14 protein-coding genes and 2 tRNA genes are annotated in these 16,244 nt (G+C 66.5%); 7 read left to right on the forward strand and 9 right to left on the reverse strand.

Features of this window, described 5'->3' with window-relative positions; translation table 11 throughout:
* Positions 1 to 261 precede the first annotated feature (261 nt).
* From UYS_RS18480 to UYS_RS0208835, 4 genes are all read right to left on the reverse strand, one after another.
* A tRNA-Tyr gene (locus tag UYS_RS18480) sits at positions 262 to 339 on the reverse strand.
* 467 nt (positions 340 to 806) lie between these two features.
* On the reverse strand, positions 807 to 1,337 hold the full coding sequence (locus tag UYS_RS18820; RefSeq protein WP_237738439.1) for an IS66 family transposase: 531 nt from the start codon (positions 1,335 to 1,337) through the stop codon (positions 807 to 809).
* A 190-nt stretch (positions 1,338 to 1,527) separates the two neighbouring features.
* Complete coding sequence (locus UYS_RS0208820) at positions 1,528 to 3,834, reverse strand: choice-of-anchor F family protein (RefSeq protein ID WP_192813926.1); 2,307 nt, start codon at positions 3,832 to 3,834, stop codon at positions 1,528 to 1,530.
* A gap of 862 nt (positions 3,835 to 4,696) precedes the next feature.
* The gene (locus UYS_RS0208835; protein WP_016855147.1) at positions 4,697 to 5,242 is read right to left on the reverse strand and encodes a YqaJ viral recombinase family protein; all 546 of its coding nucleotides are present in this window, start codon (positions 5,240 to 5,242) and stop codon (positions 4,697 to 4,699) included.
* 7 nt (positions 5,243 to 5,249) lie between these two features.
* Between UYS_RS0208835 and UYS_RS17735 the strand changes: the two genes are divergently transcribed.
* Positions 5,250 to 5,576 (forward strand): tyrosine-type recombinase/integrase, encoded by a 327-nt coding sequence (locus tag UYS_RS17735; protein WP_016855148.1) that lies wholly within the window; start codon positions 5,250 to 5,252, stop codon positions 5,574 to 5,576.
* Between the two features lie 52 nt (positions 5,577 to 5,628).
* Here the strand turns inward: UYS_RS17735 and UYS_RS0208845 are convergent.
* Positions 5,629 to 5,715, reverse strand: a tRNA-Leu gene (locus UYS_RS0208845).
* A 140-nt stretch (positions 5,716 to 5,855) separates the two neighbouring features.
* Here UYS_RS0208845 and queA point away from each other — a divergent pair.
* The 5 genes from queA to secF all read left to right on the forward strand — a co-directional run bounded on the left by queA (position 5,856) and on the right by secF (position 11,431).
* Positions 5,856 to 6,893, forward strand: coding sequence for a tRNA preQ1(34) S-adenosylmethionine ribosyltransferase-isomerase QueA (gene queA, locus UYS_RS0208850; protein ID WP_016855149.1), 1,038 nt, complete (start codon positions 5,856 to 5,858; stop codon positions 6,891 to 6,893).
* A 74-nt stretch (positions 6,894 to 6,967) separates the two neighbouring features.
* On the forward strand, positions 6,968 to 8,086 hold the full coding sequence (gene tgt / locus UYS_RS0208855; RefSeq protein WP_156821590.1) for a tRNA guanosine(34) transglycosylase Tgt: 1,119 nt from the start codon (positions 6,968 to 6,970) through the stop codon (positions 8,084 to 8,086).
* Between the two features lie 81 nt (positions 8,087 to 8,167).
* Positions 8,168 to 8,506, forward strand: coding sequence for a preprotein translocase subunit YajC (gene yajC, locus UYS_RS0208860; RefSeq protein WP_016855151.1), 339 nt, complete (start codon positions 8,168 to 8,170; stop codon positions 8,504 to 8,506).
* 144 nt (positions 8,507 to 8,650) lie between these two features.
* Positions 8,651 to 10,498, forward strand: a complete 1,848-nt coding sequence (gene secD / locus UYS_RS0208865) for a protein translocase subunit SecD (RefSeq protein ID WP_016855152.1) — start codon at positions 8,651 to 8,653, stop codon at positions 10,496 to 10,498.
* A gap of 9 nt (positions 10,499 to 10,507) precedes the next feature.
* A complete protein-coding gene (gene secF / locus UYS_RS0208870; RefSeq protein ID WP_016855153.1) occupies positions 10,508 to 11,431 on the forward strand; it encodes a protein translocase subunit SecF in 924 nt (307 codons plus the stop codon).
* Positions 11,432 to 11,515: 84 nt separating this feature from the next.
* Here secF and trpA read toward each other — a convergent pair whose 3' ends face one another.
* On the reverse strand, positions 11,516 to 12,349 hold the full coding sequence (gene trpA / locus UYS_RS0208875) for a tryptophan synthase subunit alpha (protein ID WP_016855154.1): 834 nt from the start codon (positions 12,347 to 12,349) through the stop codon (positions 11,516 to 11,518).
* Positions 12,350 to 12,360: 11 nt separating this feature from the next.
* Positions 12,361 to 13,596, reverse strand: coding sequence for a tryptophan synthase subunit beta (gene trpB / locus UYS_RS0208880; protein ID WP_016855155.1), 1,236 nt, complete (start codon positions 13,594 to 13,596; stop codon positions 12,361 to 12,363).
* Positions 13,597 to 13,714: 118 nt separating this feature from the next.
* Between trpB and UYS_RS0208885 the strand changes: the two genes are divergently transcribed.
* Positions 13,715 to 14,614, forward strand: coding sequence for a LysR family transcriptional regulator (locus UYS_RS0208885; RefSeq protein ID WP_016855156.1), 900 nt, complete (start codon positions 13,715 to 13,717; stop codon positions 14,612 to 14,614).
* A gap of 106 nt (positions 14,615 to 14,720) precedes the next feature.
* On the opposite strand, the gene UYS_RS0208890 is transcribed toward UYS_RS0208885, so the two are convergent.
* Both UYS_RS0208890 and UYS_RS0208895 read right to left on the reverse strand, forming a co-directional pair.
* Positions 14,721 to 15,077, reverse strand: coding sequence for a hypothetical protein (locus UYS_RS0208890; RefSeq protein WP_237738440.1), 357 nt, complete (start codon positions 15,075 to 15,077; stop codon positions 14,721 to 14,723).
* 288 nt (positions 15,078 to 15,365) lie between these two features.
* Positions 15,366 to 16,160, reverse strand: coding sequence for an inositol monophosphatase family protein (locus UYS_RS0208895; protein ID WP_016855158.1), 795 nt, complete (start codon positions 16,158 to 16,160; stop codon positions 15,366 to 15,368).
* Positions 16,161 to 16,244: the final 84 nt, after the last annotated feature.

Raw genomic sequence — 16,244 nt, forward strand, 5'->3', positions numbered from 1 at the left:
CAGGTGTTTCTGGAGCAAGACTCGGGAGGACTGGATACCGCAGGTGTGCGCTGGTGGCTTGCATCCAGGGCCGCAATCATCACGGAAGTCATGGGGAATGACGATCCGGGTATACCAGTTCGTGTGGTGACGGCTGCGCGTCAGGCAGGTTCCGCAAGGCAGGCAAGAACTCGAGAGTGGATCACCGAAGTGTCGCGCCTCTGGGTCCTATCCAGGCTATAACCCTGTGAAACCGGATGGTTCCTGGGCTCTCAGGCAGGATGGTACCGGTGGTCGGACTCGAACCGACACGCCTGTTACAGCGACGGATTTTGCAACCGTTTTTCACTCAACCACGGCCTCTCTTGCTATGGACCTCCACTGGAAAATCAGCCGCTTGTAGCCTTCCACCCATCACACCTGCCATCGTGGTCAAACCTGATCTGCGACCACATTGCGCAATGCCACTGCAGCGGACGAGCGTCTGCTGCGCGATTCCGAATCACAACTCAGGGCTAGGCAGGACGCATACCCTCAAAATGCCCGCAAGGGCGGGAGCTACGGCTATCGCCGCCACAAGCGTCGAGCAACGAGCTATAAGCCTTCGGCGATCACCACAAACTATCCTTCCCAGGTAGAAGTCAGCCCTGAGCTACGCGGATGTCAGTTGTTGCTTCAGGGAAGGCGGCCTCCTGGAATCGACAAGATCACACGACGTGGAAGGACTCCGGGTTCCGTTCGGGCTCAAGGACGGCCGCCTCTACCCGCCCAGTCAGGTCGAAAACGGCCTATTCTGTGGCTGCAAATGCCCCGGGTGCGATGCTCAACTAATCGCCAATCATCCCAAGAGCGGCACGAAGCGGTCCTACTTCTCCCACTACCGCGCCTCGCTCTGTCCCGGCAGCTACGAAACCGCCATTCACTGGATAGCCAAACAAATCAGTGAGGAAGACGGCTGGGTAACCCTGCCGGCGAAGACGGTCCATGTCAGTGTCGAGCTTCCCTGTGGCGCGCCGATACTGCGCCGGCATCGGTGCCTGGGTCAGCGTCTCGCAGTGAACGCTCGCCGGCTCATGGTGGATCTCGGTGCGTGGCAGATCCTTGGGTAACGAAGCCCGCTTGGGTGTCTTTTTCGCCGCCGGCGCGGCAGGGGTAGTGTTCAGCGCCTCCAGCTCGGCTTCGATGGCGGCGATGTCAGCATCCATCACCTCCTCCAGCAGACTGATCTGCAGGACGTTGAGATGCTCGCTGCGCTTGCCGAAGGCGTGACGCTTGAGCAGCGCCAGTTCGTAGGTGAGCTTCTGATTGACCTCCTCGCTGTGACGCAGGGCCTTCTCCTTTTCCTCGGCCTGCGACATCAGGATCGCCGCCAAGTGGCGGAGCTGATCGGGGGAGAGTTGAGACAGATCGGAAGGCGCGCGCCGTATCGCCACACATCGACGAAAGCGCCGAAGATACTTGCCAGCACCTGATGGAATGACGGCCCGGGAACGAAAGAGGCGGCCCCGTGGGGCCGCCAAGGACGTGCTCCGGAAGGCTACGCTGGCATCAGAAGCGCACGTCGACTCCCAGGGTGGCGCGGTGGTCCTCGTAGTCGTCATTGTCGAAGGTGCCATCGTAGTTCAGCGATACGGTGGTCGGCATGCCGCCGGTCTCGAAGCTGCCATCGAACCCGATGCCGGCGCGAATATAGTCGCTGTCGCGGCCATCGATAGGCGTGACGAAGGGCACGGCGCCACCGGTGAAACTGGTGTCGACGCTGGTCCCGTCATCCTCGAACTCCTTCACCCAGTGCACGTGGGCGGTGGGGCGCAGGAAGCTGTCGTCGCGCACTATGGGCATGGAGACCTCACCGCCGAGCCAGAGAGTGCTGGACTCGAAGTCCATGTCGTCCACGGACATGGAGAGTACCCCGGCACCGCTCTCCTCGTAGCCGTCGACCTCCAGGTCAAGGTACTGGTAGCGGGCGCTGGGACCGGCGACCACCGAGCCGAGCACGAAGTTGTAGCCGCTGCGCAGGGCAAGGCTCATCTGCTCGCCGTCGGTGCTGCTCTCGGCCCGTTCATTGACGGTGTCGCCGATGACAATTTTGCGCTCGTTGTCGTAGTCGAGCCAGGAGTAACCGAGCACCGCATCGCCGTAGAGGCCGGTGGCACCGCCGTAGCTGCCGAAGACCATCAGGCTGGTGCCGTCCACGTCGAGCGAGCCGCGCCCGTCCTCGATCTCGGCGTCGCTCTCGCCGTAGGCCACGGCCGCCCCGGTCCTCAGCAAATCGGTGAAGCTATAGTCCGCGCCGACGGTCAGCGAGTAGCCGTTGTAGTCGGCTCCGGCGCCGTTCTCGGTGCGGTCGAGGTCACCGGTGCTGGCCGAACCGGAGATGAAGACGGTGGAGCGCTCGCTCGCCGCGAAGGTGGCGTCGCCGTTCTCGTCCAGCGCCATGGCCACGTCGGTCGCCGAGTCGGTGGCCGCCATCATGGAATAGTCGGCCTGGCCGCGGATGTTGGCCTGAGTGCCGGTGACCTGGGTCACGCCCAGGGCCGGGTCGCGGACGGCGTCCAGGTGCTGCATGATCCCTTCCATCTTGTCGCGACCGATCAGCATGCCCTGGGTACCGAAGTTGCGCAGGTAACTGGTACCGGCACGTTCCAGCGCCTGCTGCTGTGCGCCAACCGTCTCCAGGCCCTCGATGGCGCCAATGATCGTCTGATACTGCTGATATTCAGCCGATTCCTCTGCCGTTGGCACTTCCCCGACGGCCGTCGCCGGGTCGAAGAACCGGAAGGGAATCTCGGTGGAGTCTAGCGAGCCGGCGACCGCGAACTGATAGTCGGTGGCGGCGGCGGTGACGATGGGTGAGAACATCGGCACGAAGCGCACGGTGAACCCGTCGATATCGCCGATATCGAAGGAGTAGTTCAGGTTGACGTTGGAGAGGTCTTCGATGATATCGACATAGGTATCATCCTGGGCCAGCAACGCATCGATCTCGGCTTGGTCCTGAACGACCCCGCTACCGTCGAGCCAGAGGTCGCCGGCCTTCCAGTAGCGCAGGATAGCCTCCCCGTCGGGATCCTCCGGATCGATCTGGAACAGCGCCTCGGGCACCTGGGTGCGGTCCAGCAGGCCAGAGCCGAAGAAATTGATGTAGCCAAACGTGGAGAAGAGTTCGGTAGCTTCCAGGGTATCGGTCCCATCTGGCACAAAGAAGAAGCCAACTCTATCCGCGTCGGTACCCTCGGGGGTGAAATAGCCGAACTCACCTTCCTGCCCCCCGCTACCGAAGAGGCCGCCGGGGAAGAAGGCGCGCTGCAGCGGGTTCTGGCCTTCCGTGAGACCGTCTGCGCCAGGGTACTCTTGTGCACGTTCAGACAGCGCGACCAGATTATCCATCGTCAGCTGTGCGGCCTCGGAGGAGAGGTCGGCACGGGTAAAGTCCTCGCCGGTGCCGGTGCCCAAAACAATCTTGAAGCCCGTCATCCGGGCACCGGTCTGGTTGGTCACCTTGCCGTAGTTGAAGTACTCCGTGGTGCCGCCGCTGGATCGGACATTATAGACGGTATCGAAGGCGCCCATGCCGGTCAGGTTGTTCTTGACCCGCTTGCCCGACCCGGGCGGGCTGTCACAGACCGCAGGGCTGCTGGCCATAAGGCAATTCTGTACACCTTGTGGCGAGAAGCCGTTACCGGAAGTGAAGTCGTCATTATTCAAGTCGTTGGTGACGGCCTTGACACCTGGTTCGACGACGTCCTCCGCCTCATCGATCAGGATAAAGCCGTCTCCCGTTGCCAGCTGAAGATCAAGTACCTCACCGGCGTGGGCGGTGCCCATCAGGCCGGCACAGGCGATGGCCAGCACCAGCGGTGACCTGGCGAAGCGAATGCGATTGGATTGCATGATGATCGTCCCCTTGAGAAATGCGAAAGCCCTTGCGTACTTTCCAATGTGGAGAGCCAGACTCCCCGCTCTCCTTGATGGCAGGCTCACCATGCCCCTACACAGCTCATCTGCCACCTTCCTGCCTGGTGACGGGTCATGCCTCCCGAACGTGCCCCATCATTGTTTCCTACCACAGCCCAGGTGACGCCTGTATGACGGGCCACGGCTCAGCCGCGCCCTCCGCCATCGCCCTGGCCACGCGGGCTGCGCTGTTACCGAAGGATCTGCTGGCGATGCTCCTGGCGGATGCGCTGGCGACCCTCGAAGGAGTCTGCGTCACGTAACCGCTGCTGGAACCGGTCGCGCTACTGCTGGGCGAGCACCGGGCCACCATAGAACCGCTCCTCATCTGCGACGTTCTGGGCCTGAGCGTGGCCGATGGAGAGACACAGCGCCGCCAACGGCAGGAGTCGTAGATCACGCGTGATGAGGATAATCGATCTCATGCCCACCACCCTTGCTGACGAATCAGCAAGAAACATCATGGAATAAGCACTGTATGGATGAGTTATAGCAAGTCTTACTTGGTGCCTCCAAGGTTTTGAGCTTCAAACGGAGGAATGAGTCGCCTCCTTTGACATGCGTCAAACAGAAAGGCAGAGCGAATCCAGGGACCCGGACCGACCAATGAGGTAACCCTGCAAAGCCTTGCACCCATATGCCCTCGGCCAAGTCTGTTGGGCCCCGGTCTTCCCCCCTCAGCGATTAACTCCGGCGGTGATCTGATAGGTGCCGGGCACTTCGCCGGCCACCAGTTTGCGATGGTGCATGGTGTTGCTCCTCAGGCCGCCATGACCATGGCCATGCGGCGCTCCAGTTCCTCGTGGAAAGCCTCGACGCGCTCGGCGATGGTGCGGATCAGCACCTCGTCCCGATAGGCGCGCTTCACGAACAGCGGCATCCCCGGCCAGTAGCTGACGAAGTTGATCCACTCCCGCTCGCTGACCCACAGCCCACCTTGGCACTGCGCCACGTGTTCCTGGGGCAGCTCGTCGGCTAGTAGTAGCTCGAGCTGGTACTTGGGCAGCTTGGTCTTGATCTCGACCAGGCCATTGCTGGCCACCAGGCAATCTGGCGAATAGCCCACCCCGTGGTTGAGGATGATGCCAATCTGCTCCAGTTGGGGCAGGCCGACGGCCTCGTGGTAGAGCTCCCGGGCCACCGGTTCCAGCTCATGGCCACGCCGGGTATGAGCATTGCCCTGGAAGGTATCGGAGGGCTCACCGGTGATGCGCTCGCCGGGCTGCGTCAGGGCGAGCTGCTCAGCCTCGACGCCTCGAACGTCCACGGTGGTCGCATCCTGCTGCGACCAGACGAAGAGCGGCAAGGCACGAGTGGTCCCGGTACCGGAAGACGCGCGGCCGTGGCTGGAGGAGCTGCCGTTCGCCACGACCTACTCGCGACTGCGACACGCCTGGGAGACCGCCCGGGCAGCCGTCGGCCGCAAGGACCTGCGCTTCCATGACCTGCGCCACAGCTATGCGAGCATGCTGGCCCAGGCTGGCGAGAGCATGACCACGGTGCGGGATCTGCTGGGGCACTCGAGCCTAATTGTGACCAGTCGGTACAGCCACATGTTCGACGCTGGACTCGACGATATTGGCGCGCGGCTGCCGAGCTTGAGCGTGGCCATCTGCGACCAAACTGCGACCAAGCACTGAGGAGGGGTGCTGCGAAGAAGGGGAAAATGCTGCTAAGCATTTGATTCTGAGATGGTACCGGTGGTCGGACTCGAACCGACAAGGGCTTGCACCCGGCGGATTTTGAATCCGCTGCGTCTACCAATTCCGCCACACCGGCAACGGCGCCGCATTATACGTGGGCCGGGCGGGAGGTCAATCGCGACCCCTGACTTCGCGGCGGCGACAGGGTATCCTAGGCGGCTTGCCAAGGCTCGGCCGAGCCGCCCTTCTCATCCCACCATCCGGACGTTTCACTCCATGCAGCGCGCCGATTTCCACTACGAGCTCCCCGAGGCGCTGATCGCCCGCTATCCCTCCGAGCAACGCAGCGACTGCCGGCTGCTGTGCGTCGACGGCGAGAGCGGATCGCTCGCGCACCGCCGCTTCCCCGACCTGCTCGAGACGCTCGATCCGGGCGATCTGCTGGTGTTCAACGACACCCGGGTGATCCCGGCGCGGCTGCACGGCCACAAGGCCAGCGGCGGGCGCGTCGAGATGCTGCTGGAGCGTCCGCTGGACGCCCATCGCGGCCTGGCCCACCTGCGCTCGAGCAAGTCGCCGAAGCCCGGCACCGAGATCGCGTTCGAGGGCGGCATCCGCGCCGTGGTCGAGGGTCGCCGCGAGGCGCTGTTCGAGCTGCGATTCCTCGGCGAGACGCCGCTGGTGGAGCTGCTGGAGCGGCACGGCCACATGCCGCTGCCGCCTTATATCACCCGCGAGGACGAGCTCTCCGACCGCGAGCGCTACCAGACCGTCTACGCCCGTCGCGAAGGCGCGGTGGCGGCCCCCACCGCGGGGCTGCACTTCGATGAGCCGCTGCTCGAGGCCCTGGCCGAGAAGGGCGTGGAAAGCGCCTTCGTCACCCTGCACGTGGGCGCCGGCACCTTCCAGCCGGTGCGCGCCGACGACATCCGCGACCACGAGATGCACAGCGAGTGGATCGAGGTCTCCGAGGCGGCCTACGAGCAGGTGCGCGCCGCCCGCGCCCGGGGCAACCGCGTCATCGCGGTGGGCACCACCAGCGTCCGCTGCCTGGAGTCGGCCTGCCTGCAGAGCGACGACGGCGAGATCGCGCCCTACAGCGGCGAGACCGACATCTTCATCTATCCCGGCTACGACTGGCGGGTGGTCGACGCCCTGATCACCAACTTCCACCTGCCCGAATCGACCCTGCTGATGCTGGTGTCCTCCTTCGCCGGCTATGACACCGTGATGCACGCCTACCGCGAGGCGGTGCGCGAAGAGTACGCCTTCTTCAGCTACGGCGACGCGATGCTGCTGACGCGCGCCCGCTGAACCGAGCCGCTCGGCCGTGCGCCGGCCGACCGCTTCGACGAATTTCGAGAGACCCCATGCGAGACGAATGCTTCATGAACTTCGAGCACCTGGCCAGTGATGGCCGGGCGCGCCGCGGCCGCCTGACCTTCCCCCGCGGAACGGTCGAGACGCCCGCCTTCATGCCGGTCGGCACCTACGGCACCGTCAAGGGCATGACGCCCGAGTCGGTGAAGGAGATCGGCGCCGAGATCATCCTCGGCAACACCTTTCACCTGTGGCTGCGCCCGGGCACCGAGGTCATCGAGGAGCACGGCGACCTGCACGACTTCGCCCAGTGGGACAAGCCGATCCTCACCGACTCCGGCGGCTTCCAGGTCTTCTCGCTCGGCGAGATGCGCAAGATCACCGAGCAGGGCGTGCACTTCCGCTCGCCGGTGGACGGCTCCAAGGTGTTCATGGGCCCCGAGGAATCGATGGCCGTGCAGCGCTCGCTGGGCTCGGACATCGTGATGATCTTCGACGAGTGCACGCCCTACCCGGCCACCGTGGAGGAAGCCAGGAAATCGATGGAGATGTCGCTGCGCTGGGCCCAGCGTTCCCGCGACGCCCACGGCGACTCGCCCTCGGCGCTGTTCGGCATCATCCAGGGCGGCATGTATCCCGAGCTGCGCGAGAAGTCTCTCGAGGGCCTCGAGAAGATCGGCTTCGACGGCTACGCCATCGGCGGCCTGTCGGTGGGCGAGCCCAAGGAAGAGATGATCAAGGTGCTCGACTACCTGCCCGAGTGGATGCCGGCCGACAAGCCGCGCTACCTGATGGGCGTGGGCAAGCCGGAGGACCTGGTGGAAGGCGTGCGCCGCGGCGTCGACATGTTCGACTGCGTGATGCCGACCCGCAACGCCCGCAACGGCCACCTGTTCACCGATGAAGGCACGGTCAAGATCCGCAACGCCAAGCACCGCCACGACACCCGTCCGCTGGACGAGGCGTGCGACTGCTACACCTGCCAGAACTTCTCCCGCGCCTACCTGCATCACCTCGACCGCTGCGGCGAGATGCTCGGCTCGATGCTCAATACCATCCACAATCTGCGCCATTACCAGCGCCTGATGGCTGGTTTGCGCGGTGCTATCGAAGCGGGTACATTGGCGAACTTCGTGGAAGGGTTCTACGCGCAGCGCGGTCTGCCGGTTCCCCCCGCTCCGAATTGATCGACGGCCGGCCCGGGTGGCCGGCCGTCGAGCGCCGCTGGAAGGCGTCTTGTTTCCCCGCGACTCAGGAGATCGTCGTACATGCTGGACTTCCTCATTTCCCCGGCCATGGCCCAGGACGCTGGCGCCGCTCCGGGCGGTGGCATCGCCCAGATCGTGATGCTGGTCGGCTTCGTGCTGATCTTCTACTTCCTGCTGTGGCGCCCCCAGGCCAAGCGGGCCAAGCAGCACAAGCAGCTGATCGCCGGCCTGTCCAAGGGTGACGAGATCGTCATCGGCGGCGGCATCATGGGCCGCATCACCAAGGTCAGCGACGACAGCGAGTTCCTGGCCATGGAAATCGCCGAAGGCACCGAGGTCAGCGTCCAGAAGACCGCCGTGGCGTCCGTTCTGCCCAAGGGCACACTCAAGTCCATCTGATCGGATGCCCCGCGCCCGCACGACCACCCGGCCGTGCGGGCTGCCCTGCGACCACCGAGGCGGGGCCCGGCCGACCGGCTCCGCCCGGTGCTCGTGATGGCGCAGCGTCCGTCCCATCATCAGCAACCTGAGGGCAGGGCCCCCATGCTCAATCGTTATCCCCTGTGGAAGTATCTGCTGATACTCCTCGTGCTCTCCGTCGGCCTGATCTACTCCCTCCCCAACCTCTTCCCCGAGGATCCGGCGGTACAGATCAGCAGTGACGGGGGCGACTTCACTCTCGACGAGCGCCAGCTCGAGCGCCTCGAGGGCTCCCTGACCGACGCCGACATCGACATCCGCTCCGTCGAACGCGACGCCGGCAGCGTCCTAATCCGCCTCGACAACGCCGACGAACAGATCCAGGCTCGCGACATGCTCAGCGAGGCCCTGGGCGACGACTACGTCGTGGCGCTGAACCTGGCCGAGTCCACGCCGAGCTGGCTGGAATCGCTGGCCGCCTCCCCCATGACCCTGGGCCTGGACCTGCGCGGCGGCGTGCACTTCCTACTCGAGGTCGACATGGAAGCGGCGCTGACCCAGCGTCTCGAGGTCAACGCCAGCGCCATGCGCGAGACCCTGCGCGACGAGCGGATCCGCTACCGCAACACCGAGGTCGAGGAACGCTCGATCGCCATGGACTTCATGAACGAGGAAGACCGCGACGAGGCCCGCAGCCTGATCAGCCGCGACTTCCCCGAGTTCGAGTACAGCGACCTCGAGCGCGACCGCGGCGCCGGCCTGGCCATGACGCTGACCGATACCGCCGTGCAGGAAATCCAGGACTACGCGGTCAACCAGAACCTGACCACGCTGCGCAATCGCGTCAACGAGCTGGGCGTGGCCGAGCCGCTGGTGCAGCGCCAGGGGCCGGCGCGCATCGTCGTCGAGCTGCCCGGCGTGCAGGACACCGCCGCCGCCAAGCGCATCGTCGGCGCCACCGCCAACCTGGAGTTCCGCCTCGAGGCGCGCCCGGACACCCCGGAGGCCGAGACCGAGAGCTACGAATTCCGCAACGAAGCGCGTACCGCCAGCCTGATGCGTGACGTCATCATCACCGGCGACAGCGTCTCGAATGCCAACCGCAGCTTCGACGAGAACGGTCGCCCCCAGGTGAACATCAACCTGGACGGCACCGGCGGCACCCTGATGAACCGCGCCACCCGCACCAACATCGGGCGCAACATGGCGGTGCTGTTCATCGAGCACAAGACCCGCGAACGCACGGTGATGGAGGACGGCGAGGAGACCGTCGTTCGCTCGCCCTACACCGAGCGCAGCATCATCAGCCTGGCCACCATCCAGAGCGCGCTGGGCAACAGCTTCCGCATCACCGGGCTCGACTCGCCCACCGAGGCGGCCGACCTGGCGCTGCTGCTGCGCTCGGGCTCCCTGGCCGCACCGATCTACTTCGCCCAGGAACGCACCATCGGGCCGAGCCTCGGCGAGAAGAACATCGAGCGCGGCATCCTCTCGGTGCAGATCGGCCTGCTGCTGGTCGTGGCCTTCATGCTGATCCGCTACAAGGCGTTCGGGGTGATCGCCAACATCGCGCTGGCCTTCAACCTGGTGCTGCTGGTGGCGGCCATGTCGCTGCTCGGCGCCACGCTGACGCTGCCCGGCATCGCCGGTATCGTGCTGACCCTGGGCATGGCGGTGGACGCCAACGTGCTGATCTTCGAGCGCATACGCGAGGAGATGCGCGGCGGACTCTCGGCCCAGCAGGCCATCCACGCCGGCTACGAGCGCGCCTTCACCTCGATCGTGGACGCCAACATCACCACCCTGCTGGTGGCGCTGATCCTGTTCTCGATCGGCACCGGCCCGGTCAAGGGCTTCGCCGTGACGCTGTCGCTGGGCATCCTGACCTCGCTGTTCACCTCGCTGATGGTGACCCGCGCCATGGTCAACCTGTGGTACGGCCGCAAGCCCATGAAGAAGCTCTGGATTTAGGAGAAGGCCATGCAATCGTTCATCAATCGACAGCTCGACTTCATGGGCAAACGCCGGCTGGCCTTCATTGCCTCCGGGCTGATGCTGCTGGCGTCGATCGTCGCCCTGCTGATCAACGGGCTCAACCTGGGCCTGGACTTCACCGGCGGCACCCTGATCGAGGTCCGCTACGCCACCGCGCCGGCGCTGGCCAGCGTGCGTGAGGCCCTGGAGGCCGCCGGCTTCCAGGACGTGGCGGTGCAGACCTTCGGCGCCTCCACCGAGGTGCTGATCCGCCTGCAGCAGGCCTTCGACGCCGGCGTCGGCGACCAGGTGGTCGACCTGCTGAAGCAGGGCGGCGCCAGCGTCGACCTGGTGCGCGCCGAGTTCGTCGGCGCCCAGGTCGGCGACCAGCTCCGCGACCAGAGCGGCATGGGCATGCTGGTGGCGCTGGGCATCGTGATGCTCTACGTCGCCTTCCGCTTCCAGTACAAGTTCGCCCTCGGCGCCCTGCTGGCCCTGATCCACGACGTGGTGATCGTGATCGGCGCCTTCGCCCTGTTCGGCTTCGAGTTCGACCTCACGGTGCTGGCGGCGGTGCTGGCGGTGATCGGCTACTCGCTCAACGACACCATCGTGGTCTACGACCGCATCCGCGAGAACATCCGCAAGTCGCGCATCGACGACATGCCGGCGATCTTCAACGAGGCGATCAACCAGACCCTGTCGCGGACCCTGGCCACCTCCGGCACCACCCTGCTGGTGCTGCTGGCGCTGGTGACCCTGGGCGGCGACATGATCCACAACTTCGCCGTGGCGCTGATCATCGGCATCGGTGTCGGTACCTTCTCGTCGATCTACGTGGCCGCGGCCCTGCTGCTGCCGCTGAAGCTCAGCCGCGAGGATCTGATCCCGACCAAGAAGGAAGACCCGGAGGCCGAGGAGCTGCCCTGACGGCCGGCCGCCTCGCGCCCACCAAAAAGCCACCCCTCGGGGTGGCTTTTTTCGTTGTAGCGGTGGGCCAGGCGGAGACGAGGCTCAGGCCTCGGCCGTCTCCCGGGCGCGGCGCACCGCGCCGGCCAGCGAGCGGGTCAGCTCGAGCACGCCGCGCGAGGCCTCGGCGGGGCTCTCGGCCGCGGCCACGGTGTCGGTCAGCGCCGAGCCGACCACCACGGCATCGGCGAAGCGGGCGATGCGCTCGGCCTGCTCGGGGGTGCGGATGCCGAAGCCGACGCCGATCGGCAGCGCGGAGTGCGCGCGGATGGCCTCGACCTCCTGCGCCAAGCGCTCGGCGGACGGCGCGGCGGCGCCGGTCACGCCGGTGCTGGAGACGTAGTAGAGGAAGCCCGAGGTGTTCTCGAGCACCAGCGGCAGGCGCTTGGCATCGGTGGTCGGGGTCGCCAGGCGGATGAAGTCGAGGCCGTGGGCCTTTGCCGGCAGGCACAGCTCGGCATCGTGCTCCGGCGGCAGGTCGACCACGATCAGTCCGTCCACGCCGGCCTCGGCGGCCTCGGCGAGGAAGGCCTCGACGCCCCGGCAGTAGATGGGGTTGTAGTAGCCCATCAGCACCACCGGCGTGGCGTCGTCGCGCTCACGCAGGGCGCGCACCATGTCCAGGGTCTTGGCCATGGTCTGCCCGCCCTCCAGGGCGCGCAGCGTGGAGGCCTGGATGGAGGGGCCGTCCGCCATCGGGTCGGTGAACGGCATGCCCAGCTCGATCACGTCGGCGCCCGCCTCGGGCAGCTCTAGCAGGGTCTCGAGGCTGGTGGCGTAGTCGGGATCGCCGGCGCTGATGAAGGTGACGAGGCCGGCGCGGTCGGCGGCCTTGAGCGCGTCGAAGCGGCGCGCGATGCGGTCGTGGCGTTGGGTCATCGTCTCTCTCCTCATTCTGCCGGTGCGTCGTCTGCCAGCTCGTCGGCCAGGCGTTCGGTGACGGTGGTCATGTCCTTGTCGCCGCGCCCGCTCAGGTTCAGCACCATCACGTGGTCCTCGGGCAGCGTCGGCGCCAGCTTGATCGCGTGGGCGATGGCGTGGGACGACTCCAGCGCGGGGATGATGCCTTCCAGGCGGCACAGGGTCTTGAAGGCGTCCAGCGCCTGGTCGTCGGTCACGGCGACGTATTCGGCGCGGCCGACCTCGTGCAGCCAGGCGTGCTCGGGGCCGATGCCCGGATAGTCGAGGCCCGCCGAGATCGAGTGCGCGTCGGTGATCTGGCCCTCGGCGGACTGCAGCAGGAAGGTGCGGTTGCCGTGCAGCACGCCGGGGCTGCCGCCCTGCAGGCTGGCCGCGTGCTTGCCGGTCTCCAGCCCTTCGCCGGCGGCTTCCACGCCGATCAGGCGCACGCTCTCGTCTTCGAGGAAGGGGTGGAACAGGCCCATGGCGTTGGAGCCGCCGCCGATGCAGGCCACCAGCGAATCGGGCAGCCGGCCCTCCTTCTCGGCGAGCTGCTCGCGCGCCTCCTGGCCGATCACGGACTGGAAGTCGCGCACCATGGCCGGATACGGGTGCGGGCCGGCCACGGTGCCGATGATGTAGAAGGTGTCCGCGACGTTGGTCACCCAGTCGCGCAGGGCATCGTTCATCGCATCCTTCAGGGTGCCGGTGCCGCTGGTCACCGGGATCACCTTGGCGCCCAGCAGCTTCATGCGCTGCACGTTGGGCTGCTGGCGATCGATGTCGGTGCTGCCCATGTAGATGATGCATTCCATGCCGAAGCGGGCCGCCACGGTGGCGGTGGCCACGCCGTGCATGCCGGCGCCGGTCTCGGCGATGATGCGCCGCTTGCCCATGCGCCGGGCCAGCAGCACCTGGCCGATGCAGTTGTTGATCTTGTGCGCGCCGGTATGCATCAGGTCTTCGCGCTTGAGATAGATCCGCGCGCCACCGAGCGCCTCGGTCAGCCGCTCGGCGAGGTACAGCGGGCTCTCGCGACCGATGTAGTCGCGGCGCAGCGCGTCCAGCTCGGCGTGGAACTCGGGATCCTGCTTGGCCGACGCGTAGGCTTCCTGCAGCTCGAGGATCAGCGGCATCAGGGTTTCGGCGACGAAGCGGCCACCGAAGCGGCCGAAGAAGCCATCGGCATCGGGGGCGATCTCGGCGGTGGGGTGTGGCAGACCCATGGTGACGACTCCTGACGATCAGTGGGGAATGGACACCACGATAAATCGCACCGCCCCCTGTGATAAGCGATCATTGCTCGCTAATCTGTGAGAAAAGCTGACATGTCAGGAGCCCGCCTTGAGTGATCGACTGCCCTCGCTGAATGCCCTGCGCGCCTTCGACGAGACGGCCCGCACGCTGAGCGTCACGCGCGCCGCCGAGGCGCTTCACGTCACCCATGGAGCGGTCAGCCGCCAGCTCAAGCAGCTCGAGGAACAGCTCGGCGTGACGCTGTTCCGGCGCCAGGGCCGCGGCCTGGCGCTGACCCAGGAGGGCGAGCTGCTGCGTGCCTCGACCTCACAGGCCTTCGAGCGCCTCGGCCAGGCCTGCACCCAGCTGCGCCGGCGCGCCTCGGAGGCGCCGCTGGTGCTCGGCTGCCCGGGCAGTTTCCTGGCCCGCTGGTTCATTCCCCGGCTGGATCGGCTGAAGGCCCAGTGCCCGGAGCTGAACCTGCACCTCACCGCCGACGAGGAGGTGGCCGGCCGGCTCGGCACCGACGTCGACGCCGTGCTGCGCTTCGCCGAGCCGCCCTGGCCCGACGGGGTGCGGGTGGTCGAGCTGGCGCCGGAACGCATGGGGCCGGTGCTGGCGCCGGAGCGGCTCGACGCGCCCGCCTCCGATGCCCCCCCACCCGCCGCCGACCTGACCACGCTGCCGATGCTGCACACCCGGTCGAGGCCCCAGGCCTGGTCGCAGTGGTTCGCGGCCAGGGGGCTGGACCCCGCGACGATGCGCCACGACCAGTCCTTCGAGCACCTCCACTACATGCTCGAGGCGGCACTGGTGGGCCTGGGCGTGGCCATCGCGCCGTCCTACCTGGTGGAGGAGGACCTGCGCACCGGCCGGCTGATCGCGCCCTGGGGCTTCATCGAGACCCCGGCCCGGCTCGGGCTGTGGCTGCCGGCGGGCGCCCCGCGGCGGGACATCGATCGGCTGATCGAGTGGCTGAGGCAGGAACTGGCCCGCGCCACCCACTGACGAGGCAGCCTCGCCCGCCAGGCAGCAAAAAGCCCCCGGGGTCGCCGGGGGCTTCTCGGTCCGCGTGCCGCCGGGTGGGCGGCGTCGGGGGTCGCCCGGGGAATGCCTAGGCGACGCCCTGCGCCTCGTCGGCCGCATCGGGGGCGAAGACTTCGCGGGCATGATGATAGAGCACCCCGGCGTAGCCGTTGCGCTGCATCACCTTGAGGATCTTGGCCGGATTCTCGTCGGCCAGGGCGCGACGAAGCTTGCCGCGCTGCTCGTCGTCCAGCGCCTCGTGCCAGTGGTAGGGCTCGCCATTCGCGCTGGCCGCCTCGGCGCGACGGATCAGGTCCATCTCGACCCGGCCGCCGTAGCGGTACAGCAGGTCATAGCCTTCCTGGAGGTGCAGGGCCGGCACGTCACACGGCTTCTCCAGGCTTTCCAGCACGTTGTAGTAGTAATAGCTGAGCGGTTCCATCATCACTCCTCTCGCGAATGAGGGGCATGGCCCGGCCGGGGGAGAGCGGGTGGCCGGGGTGCATGGAGCCGGGGCGAAAATGCCGCCGACCTCCCCAAAGCTACACCCAGTGACGCGCGCAGAACAGTCTCGAGAACGTCATACTTCTGTCGCTGTTGCCCGGAAACGCGAGACGCCCCCGCGGCAAGGCCGCGGGGGCGTCTCGATCGCCCTGAGATTCCAACAACAACACCATCTCGGACGAGGGAATGCAGATTTCTGTCGCGAGCGCAGCAAGAAATCGGCGTTTCCTCAGAAGTGCGGCTTGAGCTGCTTCAACAGAGCCTTGAACATCCGCGGCCCGGCGGCCATCAGCTGACCGTCGGTGGTCACCGAGGGCTGGCCGTCCGGCGTGCCCTGCAGGGCACCGGTCTCCTTGAGCAGCAGCGAGCCGACCAGCAGGTCCTGCTCGTCGATACCCATCACGAAGGCGGCGTCGACGCGGCCGGCGGCCAGCTCGGCGAGGTCCAGCAGGCCGCAGCCGGAGGCGCGCATCAGGTCCACCTGCGGCGCCAGCTGCTGGGTGACGGTCAGGTAGGACGGCAGCTGGCGCTCGCGGACCCAGCTCTCCGGCAGGCTCATGGCGAGGCGGGAGCCGGGAATCGCGGTGGCCTTGGAGACGCGCAGGCGCTTGCCGTTGAGCTGGGCACCGCGGCCGCGGCTGGCCAGGTACTCGTCATCGCTGAAGGGGCAGATCACCACCGCATGCTCCGGGCGGCCCTTGACCAGGCACACCAGCGACAGCGCGAAGCTCGGCGCGGCGACGGCCAGGTTGGAATAGCCGTGGAAGGGTTCGATGCGCCACAGCACGTCGGCGCCCTCGCCTTCGCCGGCGCGGTGCGGCGTGTAGCGGCCGACGACGCCGTGCTGGGGGTAGCCACGGGACAGCTGGCGGGTGATCAGCGCCTCGGCGTTGCGGGCGGTGTCCTCGAGCAGCTTGTCGAGATTGTGTTCTTCGTGGGCGTTCTCGATACGCTCACGGATACGCAGAAACTGTTCGCCGGCGCTGCGTGCGGCACGCAGGGCGTACTGGACCATCGGATGCATGATCGGGCCTTGGGGAGTCGGTGGTGTTAAAGAACGGAGATCGGCGCGCATCCTAGCAGAAGCACGGGTGCCGCGCCACGCAAA

It is taken from the genome of Halomonas smyrnensis AAD6 (assembly GCF_000265245.1).
In the GTDB taxonomy this organism is placed as follows: domain Bacteria; phylum Pseudomonadota; class Gammaproteobacteria; order Pseudomonadales; family Halomonadaceae; genus Halomonas; species Halomonas smyrnensis.